This is a genomic window from Chryseobacterium sp. BGA-UO-ETr-SB22 (genome assembly GCF_059567885.1).
This window is the reverse complement of sequence record NZ_JCAQOV010000003.1, coordinates 234,935-250,402: the sequence shown is the minus strand read 5'-3', so window position 1 is coordinate 250,402 and position 15,468 is coordinate 234,935. Positions and strand designations below refer to the sequence as shown.

At 36.3% G+C, this 15,468-nt stretch carries 17 protein-coding genes; 13 read left to right on the top strand and 4 right to left on the bottom strand.

Annotation, left to right across the window (positions count from 1 at the left end):
• Position 1: 1 nt before the first annotated feature.
• The 6 genes from AC57AW_RS02930 to AC57AW_RS02905 all read left to right on the top strand — a co-directional run bounded on the left by AC57AW_RS02930 (position 2) and on the right by AC57AW_RS02905 (position 5,251).
• Entirely contained in the window at positions 2-1,177 is a 1,176-nt protein-coding gene (locus tag AC57AW_RS02930; protein WP_318848651.1) for a toxic anion resistance protein, read from the top strand.
• Between the two features lie 16 nt (positions 1,178-1,193).
• Positions 1,194-2,141: a hypothetical protein gene (locus AC57AW_RS02925; protein WP_496350771.1), complete on the top strand. Its 948-nt coding sequence runs from the start codon at positions 1,194-1,196 to the stop codon at positions 2,139-2,141.
• A gap of 73 nt (positions 2,142-2,214) precedes the next feature.
• Positions 2,215-2,823: a TerD family protein gene (locus AC57AW_RS02920; protein ID WP_318848653.1), complete on the top strand. Its 609-nt coding sequence runs from the start codon at positions 2,215-2,217 to the stop codon at positions 2,821-2,823.
• Between the two features lie 85 nt (positions 2,824-2,908).
• The gene (locus AC57AW_RS02915; RefSeq protein ID WP_318848654.1) at positions 2,909-3,952 is read left to right on the top strand and encodes a TerC/Alx family metal homeostasis membrane protein; all 1,044 of its coding nucleotides are present in this window, start codon (positions 2,909-2,911) and stop codon (positions 3,950-3,952) included.
• A gap of 354 nt (positions 3,953-4,306) precedes the next feature.
• Positions 4,307-4,834 carry a TetR/AcrR family transcriptional regulator gene (locus AC57AW_RS02910; RefSeq protein WP_496350770.1) on the top strand — a complete coding sequence of 176 codons (528 nt, stop codon included), beginning with the start codon at positions 4,307-4,309 and terminating at the stop codon, positions 4,832-4,834.
• Between the two features lie 3 nt (positions 4,835-4,837).
• Positions 4,838-5,251, top strand: a complete 414-nt coding sequence (locus AC57AW_RS02905; protein WP_496350769.1) for a nuclear transport factor 2 family protein — start codon at positions 4,838-4,840, stop codon at positions 5,249-5,251.
• 227 nt (positions 5,252-5,478) lie between these two features.
• Here AC57AW_RS02905 and AC57AW_RS02900 read toward each other — a convergent pair whose 3' ends face one another.
• The gene (locus AC57AW_RS02900; RefSeq protein WP_496350768.1) at positions 5,479-6,486 is read right to left on the bottom strand and encodes a catalase family protein; all 1,008 of its coding nucleotides are present in this window, start codon (positions 6,484-6,486) and stop codon (positions 5,479-5,481) included.
• A 226-nt stretch (positions 6,487-6,712) separates the two neighbouring features.
• On the opposite strand from AC57AW_RS02900, the gene bamJ reads away from it, so the two are divergent.
• The 6 genes from bamJ to AC57AW_RS02870 all read left to right on the top strand — a co-directional run bounded on the left by bamJ (position 6,713) and on the right by AC57AW_RS02870 (position 11,429).
• Complete coding sequence (bamJ, locus tag AC57AW_RS02895) at positions 6,713-7,147, top strand: BamJ family beta-barrel-assembly machinery protein (protein WP_318848658.1); 435 nt, start codon at positions 6,713-6,715, stop codon at positions 7,145-7,147.
• A gap of 143 nt (positions 7,148-7,290) precedes the next feature.
• Positions 7,291-8,241, top strand: a complete 951-nt coding sequence (locus AC57AW_RS02890) for a hypothetical protein (RefSeq protein WP_496350767.1) — start codon at positions 7,291-7,293, stop codon at positions 8,239-8,241.
• Between the two features lie 64 nt (positions 8,242-8,305).
• Positions 8,306-8,716 (top strand): Rrf2 family transcriptional regulator, encoded by a 411-nt coding sequence (locus tag AC57AW_RS02885; RefSeq protein WP_496350766.1) that lies wholly within the window; start codon positions 8,306-8,308, stop codon positions 8,714-8,716.
• A gap of 59 nt (positions 8,717-8,775) precedes the next feature.
• Positions 8,776-9,429 (top strand): NAD(P)-dependent oxidoreductase, encoded by a 654-nt coding sequence (locus AC57AW_RS02880; RefSeq protein WP_496350765.1) that lies wholly within the window; start codon positions 8,776-8,778, stop codon positions 9,427-9,429.
• A gap of 17 nt (positions 9,430-9,446) precedes the next feature.
• On the top strand, positions 9,447-10,619 hold the full coding sequence (locus AC57AW_RS02875; RefSeq protein ID WP_496350764.1) for a MoaF-related domain-containing protein: 1,173 nt from the start codon (positions 9,447-9,449) through the stop codon (positions 10,617-10,619).
• 126 nt (positions 10,620-10,745) lie between these two features.
• Positions 10,746-11,429: a hypothetical protein gene (locus AC57AW_RS02870; protein ID WP_496350763.1), complete on the top strand. Its 684-nt coding sequence runs from the start codon at positions 10,746-10,748 to the stop codon at positions 11,427-11,429.
• Positions 11,430-11,485: 56 nt separating this feature from the next.
• Here the strand turns inward: AC57AW_RS02870 and AC57AW_RS02865 are convergent, their stop codons facing one another.
• Entirely contained in the window at positions 11,486-12,514 is a 1,029-nt protein-coding gene (locus AC57AW_RS02865; protein WP_496350762.1) for a M23 family metallopeptidase, read from the bottom strand.
• A gap of 225 nt (positions 12,515-12,739) precedes the next feature.
• Here AC57AW_RS02865 and AC57AW_RS02860 point away from each other — a divergent pair, with 225 nt between their 5' ends.
• On the top strand, positions 12,740-13,780 hold the full coding sequence (locus tag AC57AW_RS02860; RefSeq protein WP_318848665.1) for an NAD(P)H-dependent glycerol-3-phosphate dehydrogenase: 1,041 nt from the start codon (positions 12,740-12,742) through the stop codon (positions 13,778-13,780).
• Positions 13,781-13,860: 80 nt separating this feature from the next.
• Here AC57AW_RS02860 and AC57AW_RS02855 read toward each other — a convergent pair whose 3' ends face one another.
• Together AC57AW_RS02855 and AC57AW_RS02850 are read right to left on the bottom strand one after the other, a co-directional pair.
• Positions 13,861-14,631, bottom strand: coding sequence for a phage tail-like protein (locus AC57AW_RS02855; RefSeq protein WP_496350761.1), 771 nt, complete (start codon positions 14,629-14,631; stop codon positions 13,861-13,863).
• 11 nt (positions 14,632-14,642) lie between these two features.
• Positions 14,643-15,464, bottom strand: a complete 822-nt coding sequence (locus AC57AW_RS02850) for a phage tail-like protein (protein WP_496350760.1) — start codon at positions 15,462-15,464, stop codon at positions 14,643-14,645.
• Positions 15,465-15,468 lie beyond the last annotated feature (4 nt).

Here is a 15,468-nt window from a genome sequence, read left to right as displayed (position 1 = left end):
CATGGACAATCAGGAAAATCAACCCATAGATCCACTAGGATCAATAGAACCTCTTAAAACCTTTGAACCTACTCCAATGGTTCCTCCAACTCCGGCTCAGCCTGTACAAAATGCAGCGCCGGCAGTTCTTGTGGACAGAGAAGGAAATGTAAATCTGACTCAGCTGCAGTCAGAAGAACGTCAGAAATATGAAGTTCTTGCGAACTCTATTGATGAAGCCAACCCAGGTTCAATTGTAAATTTTGGAGCGGAACTTCAGAAAACATTAACCAATCAGAGTGACAGTTTCTTAGGAAATGTAAGAAGATCAAACTCCGGAGAAGTAGGAGGACTTATCAATGATCTTTTGGTAGAGCTTAACTATGTAGATGTAGAAGAACTTAACAGCAATAAAGTAAAAAGTTTCCTAAGTAAATTGCCATTCATGAAGAAGGTGATCACTCAGGTGGAAAACTTGTTTACAAAATACGATAAGATCATCAATAATATTGAGCAGATCTCTTACAAAGTAAACGCAGGAATCATCACTTCTACAAAAGATAATGCGGTTCTTCAGACTATTTTTGAAAGTAATGTGAACTCTATCAAGCAGATTGAAGGTCTTGTGATTGCAGGAAATATAAGAATGGAAAGAGCTGCAGTGGAGCTTGCTCAAATGGAGACGAGCCCTCAGGATTTTCAGGATTATCAGATTGCTGATAAAAGAGATTTCATTGCTAGATTAGACAGAAGAATGGCTGATCTTAAAGTGGTGCGTGTGATTATGATGCAGTCACTTCCACAGATCAGACTGGTACAGAATAACAATGTTTCTATTGCTGAAAAAGCACAGACAATTCTTACCACCACACTTCCGGTATGGAAAAACCAGCTTTCATTGGCTGTGGCGATGTACAGACAGCAGCAGAATATTGAAATCCAACAGAAAGTATCTTCCACTACAGAAGAGATCTTAAGAAAGAATGCAGAGCGTCTTGGGCAGAACTCAATAAACGTTGCCAGAGCCAACGAGCAGACTATCGTGTCAGTGGAAACATTGAAAGAAACAACATCAATGCTTATCAATACATTGAATGAAGTGAAACAAATCCAGAAACAGGGAGCAGATAACAGAAGAAAACTGGATCAGGATCTTCAGACATTGGAGCATGAACTTAAAGCTAATGTCAGAGGTTAATTTATAGGATACTAAGGTGGGGGATGATGCAGCAACCATATTGTCGCAAAGCAAAAGAAGATTAACAAAGCTTAAGCTTCTCGCTAATTTTTTTGAACATATTGACATCATATCTATTTACATCAAAACAGATATTATCCACAATCTGTTCCAGGAAAATACGGCTTTAGATTACAATAAACTGGAACTTTTCCACCTGCAGTATACAGACAGTCTCATAGAGCTTCTGACTAAAATTAAGAGACAGAAGGAAAATGATATGCTGGCTGTCATCAATGAAATTAATATCAACAGTAAATATATTTCAGGTTTTGAAGAAAGACGGGTAGACAGCTTTCAGACAGACAGGAAAATGTACAGCGGTGTATTTTCCCAGCATTTGAAAACTTTGTATAAAGACCTTACGGAAGATATTTTTACGACCAATTGGGATAATGTACTGTACTTTCATAAAAAATATGCCCAGGAATTTTACAGGACGCAAGCAGATGAAACAATGCTGAAATCCGATTCTTTTCCGGCTTATCAGTATAAAGAGTATTCCATTGAAAGAAAACTTTTGGGAAGGCTCAATATACAAGGATTTAAAGTCCGTTTTGTATGTGGATACCTTTTCGGAACCCATGATTATGAACTTTTCAAAATCTTTCAGTCTGATGATTATTTTATTTTCAGTGTAGACGAAAAAAAAATGTATCTTTTTGACAAAGAATTGGATAAGCTGGATATGACGGAAAATCAGTCTAACCAGAGTTCCATTATCGATCAGCTGAGAAATAAAAATGAACAGTTGGAGAATAGTATGAACGAAAGAAAACGTGCTTTACCGGCTGAAGTGGAAGGTGTTTTGAAAGATTATATTAAAAACCTGGAAAATATAGATATTATGAGCAAAATATTTGATTTTGACGAAGAAACAAATATTCTGCGGGCAATGCTTAATTTGAATTTGAATAATAACTAAAAGGCAGAATTGTAAAATAACAAGCAAATCGGCTTTTGTACTAAAAGAGTAAATAACAACTAAACATAGAAATATGGCTATCAACTTACAAAAAGGTCAGAGAATCAACCTTAAAAAAGAAAATGGTGCTGAACTTTCACAGGCTTGTGTAGGAATCAACTGGGGAGCAATTGAAAAAAAAGGATTTTTTGGAACTAAAAAAGAAGCAGTAGACTTAGATGGAAGCTGTATTTTATATGATTCGAACAAAAACGTTACAGAAGTAATCTATTTTGGGAATCTTAAATCCAGAAACGGATCCGTAAAACATAGTGGAGATGATCTTACTGGTGACGTAGACGGAGATGATGGATTGGATAATGAGGTAATCACTGTAGATTTCAGCCAACTGGAACCTAATGTAGAACATGTTGCAATGGTACTGAACAGCTACAGAGGACAGGATTTCGGAACAATTCCTTTTGCTTCTATCCGTATTTATGAAGGATCACCTACCAATGTAAGAGAAGTTTTTGCAAAATATGATATTGCAAATGATGCTTCTTTCAGCGGACACGTTGCCATGGTAATGGGTGTTTTCTATAAGAGAAACGGAGAGTGGAAATTCAATGCGATCGGAGATCCTACTGCTGACAAAAAACTGGAGCAGACGGTTCAGACGGTTCAGATGAATTACCTATAATCAATTGTAAATCAAAAGATAAATAAAATAGCAATATTTGTACTCTGTGCATCTATTGCTTTTATCATATAATAACATAACGCAAGTGGAACATCAAAGTATTTTAGAACTGCACCCAGGCCTGGTGTGGGGATTCGCGGTAACGGTCGTTATCATGCTGCTCCTGGACTTAGGGGTATTTAACAAAAAAAGTCATGAAGTCTCTTCCAAAGAAGCTACCATCTGGTCTATTGTGTGGATTTCACTTTCCATGATATTTTCAGGGGTGGTGTATTGGGCATTCAATACCGATGGAAGTCCGGAAAGCCATGCTTTGGCAGTAGAGAAATTCACACAGTATCAGGCGGCCTATTGGATTGAAAAAGCTCTGTCTGTAGATAACTTATTTGTATTTATTTTGGTTTTCGGATTCTTCAAAGTTCCGAAATACCTTCATCACAAGGTTCTTTTCTGGGGAATCATTGGTGCACTGATCTTCAGAGCAATATTTATTTTTGCAGGGGTAGGATTGATCAATCTGACTTATCTTCCTGAAATGAATATTTTTGGTAAAGCAGTACAGATCAATATTGTGATGGCATTATTTGGATTGTTTCTGGTATATGCCGGGATCAAGTCATGGGGCGATGGCGGTGATGATGACGATGAAGATTACAGCAATACCGCAGGTGCAAAGCTGATCAAAAGCTTCTGGAAAGTTTCTGATAATTATGATGGAGATAAATTCTTCACCATTCAAAACGGAATCAAAATGGCAACTCCTCTTTTAGTAGTAGTAGGGGTTATCGAGTTTACTGACGTTCTTTTTGCGGTAGATTCCATTCCAGCTATTTTTGCGATCTCTAATGATCCATTTATCCTTTATACCTCAAATATCTTCGCGATTTTAGGATTAAGATCATTATACTTCCTGTTGGCGAACTTTATCCATATGTTCAGCAAACTTCCATACGGATTGGCGATTATCCTATCCTTTATTGGAGTTAAAATGCTTATTGCACCATGGATTCATATTTCGTCTCCGGTTTCTTTGGGAATCGTTGGAGGAGTATTGGTGATTTCTGTTCTTTTATCCATTATCTTCCCTGAAAAAGAAGAAGAGAAGAAAGAAGAACTGGAAGAAAAATAATCATATTTAAAATAAAAATAAAGCCTCCAGAATTAAATTCCAGAGGCTTTTTTATTGATAAAGTTTTTGTTGGGAAACGCAAGGACGCAAAGAGATAATCATAATTCCTGCTTTTAAAACGCAAGAATATCTCGGCTTCGCTCAATATAAGATTTACAGCAAGGCACAATATTATTAGCGGTATTAAATTTTATCGAAGATAAAATCCTTGCGCCTCAACACATTATTTTCATAAAAACTTCGCGCCTTGGCGTTATCCAACATTTCAAAAATAAATTATTAAAAAAAATAAACATACAGACCAGTCTGTATGTTGTTTTTTTTCATACATTTGTTCCAGAAAAGAAAAGCAATATGAAATCTCCAAAAGAAAGAATTGTAGAAACTACCTTTGAGTTGTTCGCAAAACAAGGTTATAATTCTACAGGAATCAACCAGATCATTTCTGAGGCAGAAGTAGCCAAAGCAAGCTTTTATCAGTATTTTAAATCCAAAGAAGACCTATGTGTGGAATTTCTGAAAGTAAGACATGAATACTGGTTCAACGAATTCAACAATTTTTTATCAAAGGAAAAAGACCCGAAATCTAAAACGGCCAAAGCTTTCGATTTTCTGGTATATATGAATAAAAAAGAAAATTTCCGCGGGTGCAGTTTCCTGAATATTTTATCAGAAATACCCATGGATAATATTAAAATCCTGAGCGCAATTCAATCCCATAAAGCTGACCTCAGAAACTTTTTTTTAGAATTACTGAATGATGATACTCTTTCTGACCACATCTATATGCTTTTTGAAAGCAGTATTATAGAAAGCCAGCTTTTCAAATCTAATGAATTAATTGAAAAATCAAAGAAAATAGCCACCAATTTAATACAATAAGTTATGGAACAGAAACATCCGCTTCCGCCTTTCACACTAGAAACGGCACTGGAAAAAATTCAACTGGCAGAAGATGCCTGGAACAGTCAGGATCCTGAAAAGGTTTCCAAAGCATATACCATCGACAGCGAATGGAGAAACAGAGATACCTTCGTGAATGGAAGAGAGGATATTGTAGCATTTCTACAGAAAAAATGGGATAAGGAGCTTCATTATAAGCTTAAGAAAGAATATTGGGCGCATACTGATAACCGCATCGCCGTTCGCTTTGAATATGAATATCAGACGAAAGACGGAGACTGGTTCAGGGCATACGGAAACGAGAACTGGGAATTTGATGAAAACGGCTTGATGGCCAAAAGATATGCAAGCATCAATGACCTGGCGATCAAAGAAGAAGAAAGAAAATTCAGATAAAGTAAAGAGGCTGTCTCAAAAGTGTCATTCTGAACGGAATGAAATGTAGTGAAGAATCTCATGTTTCAGTTTATCAATGAGATTCTTCCTTCGTCAGAAATCCAAGATTCGACGTAGTCAATGACAAAAGCAAATTATTTGACTTTTGAGATAATCTCCTCAGTTTTAAGGTTTATTAAAACTGAAACATCCGGTCAATAAATTATAATTCATAACTCATAATTTATCTAACTATTCTTCCCATGCAGCAGTTTATTAATCTTCCTTCTTGTCTGTACAGATACTTTATAAGCTTCATCACGCAGCTTCTGTATTTTTCCTACGGGCTGAAAAAAGATCTTACTTTCAAAAGGATTGAATGAAAGTAATTCATTCGTACAATTACGGGAATCCAGCAATGAATCTTTAGTTATTTTTACCTCACCTATTTTAATGAAAGGAGAATTTTTCCATTCAACATTCAGTTTATTGACCGGCTGGTCCTGAAGATCGTAGCATAGCTGTATCAGTATGTCAGCAGTAAAATCATGAGTCTCCAGATAATTTTTTAGGGAGTCTTTAATCTGCTGTTTTCTGCCTGTATGTTTATCCACATTCTTAGGACATAGCTTTATTTTAATAATTTGATCTCCTAATCGGTAAGCACCTACAGAATAATAATCAAAAGACAGGATAAAATCATTTCTTCTACCGATCAACTTGATGATATTACGAACCATATCACCCGTCAATGCAGAAGGAATTACTTTAATTATCTGAAGCAGCATTGGAAACAGACTGCTCCATTTTTTGATGTAAAACTTATTGACAGCGGTAAACAACTTCAGAAAAGTAGACACGGAATTAATCGGGAACAAAGGAAAATTCACCAATGGATAATTGGCAAGCAATCCACCATTTTCATCCTTGATCTGTACAGCAAACCCATAAGCAGGAATATCCTTTTTCGAGTTTTTAATTTTCAGCTGAGCATTGGAAAACCGAATGGTCAGATCAAATTTTTCCTTATCAAAAAAAGGCTGTAGTGATTCCGGAATATCAGGCTCAGTCCAGAATGTTCCCTTTGCTACCGCATACGTTTTAGCATGGGCATTTCGGGTAGCATAATTGACGTCACTGATGGAAGAGGATTGTTCAACAAAATCTGCTATTGTTTTTTTATTGATTTCCAGAAGCTTTTTTTCCTCTTCATTCAGTTCATCAAACTTCTTATTATATTTTAATGGATTTGGCATTTAGTTTTTAAAATTCAATTATAACGCCAAGTTTCGAAATCTGTGTTAAGTAAGTATTACAATTATTTGAATTTTGTTGATAAAGAGACTTGTTATCCCGAAAAGTATGTAAATATGGTTGTCTTATTTTAATTGATAACCTGTTTAAGTTGTTGAATTTTAATGCTTAATAATTCTTGCTTCTTACTTCCATCAACAAATCTTATCTTTGTAAAAAAATTATAATATGGGAGTAGCAGATATGTTATTTAAACGTAAAAAAGAATTGGCAGAAAAGAACCTGAAAGATGGTAAAGAATATATGGAAGAGTATGGTAAGAGAGAAAGCGTTGTGCAGTTACCAAGCGGCTTACAGTATGAAATCATTACAGAAGGAGAGGGGCAGAAACCAGGACCTAAGTCTACTGTAAAATGCCACTACCACGGAACCACTATTTCCGGTAAAGTATTTGACAGCTCTGTAAAAAGAGGTACACCTGCATCTTTCCCTTTAAACAGAGTAATTTCAGGTTGGACGGAAGCACTTCAGTTGATGCCTGTTGGAAGCAAATGGAGACTGATCATTCCACCGCATTTAGCGTATGGAGATCAGGAGATCAGCAAAGAAATTGGGCCAAACAGTACGCTTGTTTTTGAAGTTGAATTGCTGGATATTAAATAATCCTTCTTAAAAATAGATTAAAAATTTACCTGATTTCAGGTAAATTTTTTTATTTGTACTATATTCGTAGTAGTAAATTGTAAAACAAAGGTGACAGGAAAGATTGTTTTATAATACGTCCGGTAACACAAAAATATGACTGAATGAAAAAACTCTTCTACCTTCTCGCTGTGGCAAGCTTACTGGTGTCCTGTGTTTCCAAGAAAAATCAGGCGATCCAGCAGAATATTCTTACCCTTAAAGACAGCTACTGTAAAGCTCCCTTTAAATATAATTACAATAATAAACTTCCGTCTTATAATTCGGATTCTATTTTAGCAGCCAATAAAGATCTTAACGGAATGTTTAATGATCAGAGTATTTTAATTTTAAATGCATTGGGTAATCTTAATGATGTTCACAAAATCATCGAGCTTAAAAAAGATTCTTCCCTCACTTCACAAGTAAAAATATTGCAGCTTAAAACCAAAATTAACAGCAGAATTACCATTGCTTTAACAGAACTTGATGCTGTGGCCGCAGAATTTGATTGTGAAGGAGAAAGAGTAGCTCAGATCGGAAGCTATGTGGATAACCTGAATGCCTCAAGAAATAATAAACTGATTTTATACTCTATCATAGCCGGAGCGGCTTCATCCATTGCCGGAGGAATTGTGAAAAGTGACGGCTGGGACAATGCAATAGGTATTGGAGGAGGTATTTTGGGAGCAGGGTTTGGTTTGGCAACCCTTAATCCCAAAGGAAAAAAAGTAGAATTTATCCATCAGAGAAATCTTTTGAGGGATATCTGGAAAGAAAAACTGGAGTCTCCCAACTTTCCACCTTTCATCTGGTATATGTACACCGAGAAAAAATTTTCCAATAAAGAAGAATATTCTATCATAGGAAATATGAAACAGAGATGGCTCCATTATCAGTTTGATGATGTGAAAGAAGCCGCAGATAAGTCTGTAATCTTCAATGATGGTGGGTTTTACAGAGCAGATGATCTCAATAACCGTGCTGCCATGCTTAATCAGATGCAGTCGGCAACCCGTACCATCAATCAAAACATCAATTATTTGCTGCTTGATCTGGATAAATTAATTCTTTAAGAAAAATTAACTGTAATAAATCTTGTTACATTTAAAAAATGTGTATATTTGCAGAGTAATTACAATGAACAATACAAGATTTGCTACGGCAATACATATTATGACCTTATTGGCGAAAAGCCCTCAGGAGTGGCTTACTTCCGAGTGGATAGCCGGTAGTATCAATGTAAATCCGGTGATTATCCGAAAAGAAATCAGCGTATTACGAGAAGCAGGTCTGATTGTCAGCCGACAGGGAAAAGAAGGAGGAAGCCAGCTTGGCAAAAATGCGGAATTGATCACCATTTCTGAGATCTATAAAGCCGTAAAAAATACTGAAGTATTAGGTAAGAAAAATCAGAATCCAAATCCGGCATGCAGTGTTGGAAAGGAAATTAACGTTCATTTAAATACATTATTTGAAGAAACAGACCATTTGGTAGTAAAGTTTTTAGGAGACAAGTCATTACAGGCATTCGCTGATCAGTTCGAATAAAAATTTTTTAACTTTAAATGTAACAAAATTTATTACAATTTAATTAAAAATAAGACATTATGAAAAAAGTAGCAGTAATTGGTGCAACAGGATTTGTAGGAGCACACGTAGTAGCAGAATTAGCAAACAGAGGGTATGCTGTAGAAGCATTGGTAAGAGATTCATCTAAGGTGAAATCACAGGAAAATGTAACGGCAAAAAGCGTTGATGTAAACAATGTAGATGAATTGGCTGAAGCATTAAAAGGAAGCGATGCTGTCATCAGTACCTTCAATGCAGGATGGACAAACCCTAATCTTTACAACGATTTTTTGAATGGTTCTGAGAATATTCAAAAAGCGGTAGAGCAGTCTGGTGTCAAAAGACTTATTGTAGTAGGAGGAGCAGGAAGCCTTTATACTCCGGATAATATACAAATCGTAGATACTCCAGATTTTCCGGATGCTTACAAACCAGGTGCGACAGCAGCAAGAGATTACCTGAACAAAATCAAAGAAAACAATACTCTGGATTGGACGTTCTTCAGCCCTGCAGTGGAAATGAACCAGGCGAATGTAGGAGAAAGAACAGGAAAATACAGAACATCATTAGAAACTCCGGTATTTGATGAAAATGGAAGAAGCCGTTTGTCTGTAGAAGATGTAGCCGTAGTTTTGGTAGATGAAATGGAACAGAACAACCATATCAGAGAACGTTTTACCGCAGCGTACTAATTATAAAAAAGACAGAAATGATACAAAGAAAATTATTGTCATTATTGACGCTGTTGGGATTTATCAGCATATTTGCCGGAAACCTCAAAGTGAAAGTGTATAATCCGGGAACCAAAGCTATTTTCCCAATTACTTCCACCATTATTTATGGAGATAAAGATGCTATACTTGTTGATGCTCAATTTCAGAAACAATATGCAGAGCAGCTTGTGAAAGAAATAAAAGCAACAGGAAAAAACCTGAAAACAGTTTTTATTTCTCACAGTGATCCTGATTTTTATTTTGGACTGGATGTGATCAGAAAAGCATTTCCTAATGCAAAGATTATTTCAACGGCGCAGACAGCTTATCTGATATCGGCTTCCAAAGATGATAAACTCGCAGTATGGAAACCACAGTTGAAAGCAGATGCTCCATCAGAAATTATTGTTCCTGAAGCTGCTGCATCAATTCCAGACCTTGAAGGAAACAAAATTGAAATCAGACAGAACCCTGAAGATTCTGCACATAGTTTTCTCTGGATTCCTTCCATTAAAACCATTGCAGGCGGGATTTCAGTTTCTGTAGGTTCACATCTTTGGATGGCAGACACGCAGAATGCAAAAGCAATTGACCAATGGATTGAGCAGATTGATGCAATGAAAGCTTTGAAACCGGAGCAGGTAATTCCGTCCCATTTTGCAGAACTTTCTACCTCTCCACAATCTCTGGATTTTGTGAAAAACTATCTGGAAAACTATAAACAGGCAGTTACAGAAAATAAAACTTCGGATGCTATTGTAGATTTTATGGTTAAAAAATACCCCAATCTTCCAGGAAAAGAAGAGCTTGGAATGGGAGCGAAAGTTTATCTTAAAGAAATGGATTGGGATCTGAAATCTCCATATCCCGCTATTGGCCATAAAGTTGAAGTTGATTTTGGAACCGTAAAATTCCTTCTTGATTTTAAAGATAATAAAACAATGACCTTCACCGGAACAGCAGGAAGTTCAAAAAACAGTACAGATACTGTAGAATATACCGCTGTCGAAGTCGCGAAAAATGTTTTTATGGTGTATTGGCATGAACCACATCTTGGTTTCAATGTGACCCATATTCAGGATTATAATAAAAATATTATTTACTCAAATATTGCAGGTCCGGACGGTATGTTCACCCATCCGAAAGGAACTCTTAAGATTTTGAAATAATGATAAGAATCAAAAGTACATGTAAATTTTTGCATGTACTTTTTGTTATATTTGATTTGCAGAAAATCATTCTTTTAAAAAGGAGAAGAGGATCTGTAATTTATTTTTAAAATCAAATAATAACTAATGAAATCAATTAAAATTCTGCCTTATCTGTTGTTGACTTTATTTTTATTCAGCTGTGGTAAACTGGCAACTACATCTGAAGATAAAAAATCTGTTGATGAAGTTCTTAAGTTTTACGGAGGGTATGTTGAAACAATGAAAGGTGTAGAAACACTGAATGGAAATTCCAGTGATTTTTTTGAAGTACAGATTAAAGACAGTAAACTGATCAATAATCAACCTCAAAGAGCGATATCAAATGCCTCCAATATTGCATTTATAGCTTTTCAGAATCAAAAACCTGGAGCCTATGATGTTATTAAAACAAAATTACTTTTAGCTGACGGGGCCAGTTTTACAAAATCATTCACTCAAAAAGAACTGCAGGAAGTAAAAAATATATATCCGGAAATTGATAAGATCAATTCATTTTTGATTAATAAAGATGACAACGGAATTCTAGAAATGTTTGAACCCAAATTTAAGCCTAAAAAAGAAGTAGTCAAAGAGACAATTTCAAGAATGGATTCTCAATTAGGTCCGATTAAAAAAATACAGTTTCAGGGATTTGAATTTCTCGACAATCCCAATCTGGGACAGATGATCTTAATAAGAGAAGTAAGTCAAAGAGATAAGGTTTTCCCTTTTATCAATATAGCATTTGACAGAAAGACAAAAAAACTGTTGAATATTGAATTCCCGTAAAAACAGATCTCCAGGATTAAAATAAAAAGGCCGTTCTATGTGAACAGCCTTTTCTTTTATAGATTCATAAACAATTTCGGATTAATCGGAGTATTGTTTTTGTGTACTTCATAATGAAGATGAGGACCTGTAGAACGTCCTGAATTTCCGGATTTAGCAATCACCTGACCTACTTTTACTTTATCATTTACCTTAGATACAAGTTGTGATAAATGCCCGTATAGCGTAGCCAGTCCATTTCCGTGAGAAACGATCACGCAGTTTCCATAGCCTCCTTTCTGTCCGGAAAAAATAATTGTTCCGGCAGCCGCAGCTCTTACATCAGAACCATAGGCAACAGCAATGTCCAGTCCTTTGTGGAATTGCATCTGATCAGCTTCAGCAGGTGGATTGTTTTTTTCAGCAGCAGTTTTAGTCGTAGTTGTAGTCCCTGCTACAGCTTTTGTTGTAGATGGAGCTGATGCAGCAGCCACTGGAGCCGCTTTTGGAGTAACCATTACTTTCACTTCCCTTTTATTTCCATAGCTGTCTGTAAGTTCAATAATTTTTTCAACAGGTTCAGCTTTTACTTCAGGTTTTGGAGCTGCAGCCACTGCCGGTTTTGCTTCCGTTGCAGCACTTGTTTTTACCGAAGCGAAAACAGTTTTGAATGGAATCGGGTTTTTTCTCACTCCAAAATTAGAGGAAATATATCCGTCTGTAGGCATACCTAACGGAACCTGCATCAGCTTTTTCTGAAGATTCATCAGATACTGGCTGTATCGGTTCGCCTGTTTGGAAAGATAAATAGAATTTGAGATACTGTCCTGGTTGAGCATCATCAGTTTTTCATTGGTAATGTCTTTGGACTTCAGGAAGGAGTTAAGTTGCCCCACTGTCTGATCTACGAGAGTAAGATCAGTTTTCATTTTTAGATAATCTACACTGTCTTTTTCAGTGTTTATTTTTACAAGGTTGACTTCGTAGGTTTTGTCGTCTCTTTCAGAAAAGAGCTTCGCAATGAAGACACCTTGTGCAAAAACTACTAGCAAAAGTCCTCCCAGGAGAATGTTTACGTTCTTCTTGCTGTTTAGAAATTTTTTCATATTTCTTCTCTTAGTAAATTTAAAACGGTTTTGAAGCTGCAAATTTAATTAAAAATAAGCTTTGAGGGTTATTTTTAATTAAAATTCAGTTTTTTTTGTATTTAACGGTTAATTAGCTATTTAATTGTGTTGAAGTGTTAATTTTTTCAGAAAATGGTGTTTATCATAGTTTCAAAGCCTTCGTTACGTCTTTGTTTTAATATCTTTGCAGTTCACATTCCAATTATGGCTAAAAAGAAAATTATTTCAGAATCTTCGAATCCAAAAAAGAATAAAAAGGATATTTCTGTAGGAGTTGTAGGGAGCGGAAGTTTTGCGACCGCGATCGTAAAAATGCTTGTTGAAAACTGCAAAGTTGTACACTGGTGCGTAAGAAGTGAATTTGTAAAAGGAGCCATTGAGCTTCGTGGGCACAACCCAACTTATCTTACAGCCGCTCACTTTAATCTGAAAAGCTTAAAATTAACAACAGATATCAATGAATTGGTTTCTGCCTGTGATGTGGTGGTTCTGGCAACTCCGTCTATCTACCTGTCTGATACACTGGATAAGATGACCTGTGATTATTCAGAGAAGATCTTTATCTCTGCAATTAAAGGGATTATTCCTAAAGTAAATGATGTGGTAGCTCATTATCTGCGTGATGAATTTAAAATAGGGTTCAGGAATCAGGCGGTTATTGCAGGACCTTGTCATGCAGAAGAGGTAGCGATGGAAAGACTTTCTTACCTTACCATTGCGGCAGTAGAAGATGAAACAGCTGAAAAACTTGAAGGAATCTTTAGCTCAGACTTCATTAAAGTACAGACGAGTAAGGATATTTTAGGAAATGAATACAGTGCTATTCTTAAAAATATTTTTGCGATAGGAGCGGGAATAGCAAGTGGACTAGGGTATGGAGATAACTTTACTGCAGTTTTTGTATCCAATGCAATCCGTGAAATGGAAGCTTTCCTGGAAGCAATCTATGAAGCACCAAGAGATGTGAATGAAAGTGCTTATCTGGGTGACCTTCTGGTGACTGCTTATTCACTTTTCTCAAGAAACAGAAACCTTGGAAATCTTATCGGAAAAGGATATACAGTGAGATCTGCCATTCAATCTATGAATATGGTGGCGGAAGGATACTATGCAGCCGATTCTATTTATAAAACAGCAAAACAGAAAAATCTTAAACTGCCAATTATAGATACGGTATACGCCATACTTTATGAAGGTAAAAATGCTGAAAAACAGTTTAAAAAACTAACCGCAAAATTGAATTAAAAAAACAAGGCTTTATTGCTAAAACCTTGTTTGTAAAATATAGTAACCGAAACTTAAGCATTTCAATGCTTAAGTTTTTTTTATTGGCTCATCTTGGTGATTACAAGAGATAATGATGATCTGATATTAAGATTGCTGGCGGTAAAACCATTTCCTGTATCAAATTCAAACTTCTGGCGAATAGTTGTGGGAGAAGCCAGTGTTAAGAAATAACTTCCCTGATAAAATGTGAAAGAACTTGACAGCTGACACATTTTGTTGTTTTCTGTAATAACTGCGCTGGTAGCAGCATTAATCAGATAAGAACGTGTACACGTAAAATTCTGGGAAAGATACTGTGTATTAGCAGTTCCATTATTGTTATTGGCATTACTGGAGTCTACAGAATAACGGACGATATAAGTTCCTGCAGGTAAGGTAATCGTAGACTTATCTGCTGCAAGCGATGCTCCGGTAATTTTGTTGGATGTTACTGCAAAATTATTTAGAGTATTATTCGTGCTTCCGGTAGGAATCAGTACCCCTGAAGTAATAAGCAGAGACATTGCCTGAGGTTCAGAACCGGAAACAATAATACGCTGCCATTGATTTCTGACCCATACATAATAGCCTTTTGGGAAACTGGAAGCTCCTCCGCTGTTGTAAATAATAAGCCCGTCTGCTGGGTTAGCAACAGGAGTTGAAGTACTGTTGAGAACAATAAGGTCATATTGAGGAAACAGAACCCCTTTGTTGGACGAATTGATGTCTATGACACTGCTTGCATTAGGAGTGTTTGTATTAATACCAACTTGTGCATTCGTGCAAATGTTGAACAGTATCATACCGACAATATAAATAGATGTTTTCATTGTGCAATTGATTATTGATTAAGTGCTGATCTTTGAATATCAACTTTAGCATTGGTAATGACGATCTCTCCGTTATTAGGAGCAGTTCCTCCGGATCCTGACTGATATGTTCCTCCCGCATCATGAGCAATGGCAGGAACTAAAAGAATAGGACTTGCCGAAGTGGTGACAAAGGAAAAACTCATATTCAGCGTATGGGTTTTATTGCTGGCAATAGATTGTGCGTTGATGCTGATTGTTTTACCATACTGGTTTCCGCTCACGGGATCTACAAGTTTTACCAGATACTGATGCAGATGAAGGGGAGTTCCTCCGATTCCGGCTGTTGTGCTTTCAAGAGCTGTTCTTATATTCAGGCATATATTCACCAGATAACCACTGTTTCCTGGAAGAGTGATAACTCCTGAAGAAGTATTGTATAATGCTCCGATGTCATTAGATACAACTGTAAAGGCCACATCATTGAAATTTTTGTAAGTACCATTGGCTGATCCTCCTAATACAGGATAATCCGTAGTACGCTGAAGCATCATATAGCTTACCAGATTATAAGTGTCAGACAGCTGCGTCCATCTATTGTTTTTCCAGATGTAAACACCCGGACTGATTGAATTTCCTTTATTGTATACAACCAGTCCTTCTGCCGGATTATTTACCGGAGATGTATTGCTCAGTATATCTACAATATCTACTCTTGGAAGAAGAACTCCCTTATTGGTTGATTGTGATACTTCCAAAACAGCAGAACTGTTAACTGAAGATTTTCCAATCGCAACCTGTGCATATATGGTCTGCGCTATAATCAATAATAGCAGGATATAACTTTTTTTCATATGT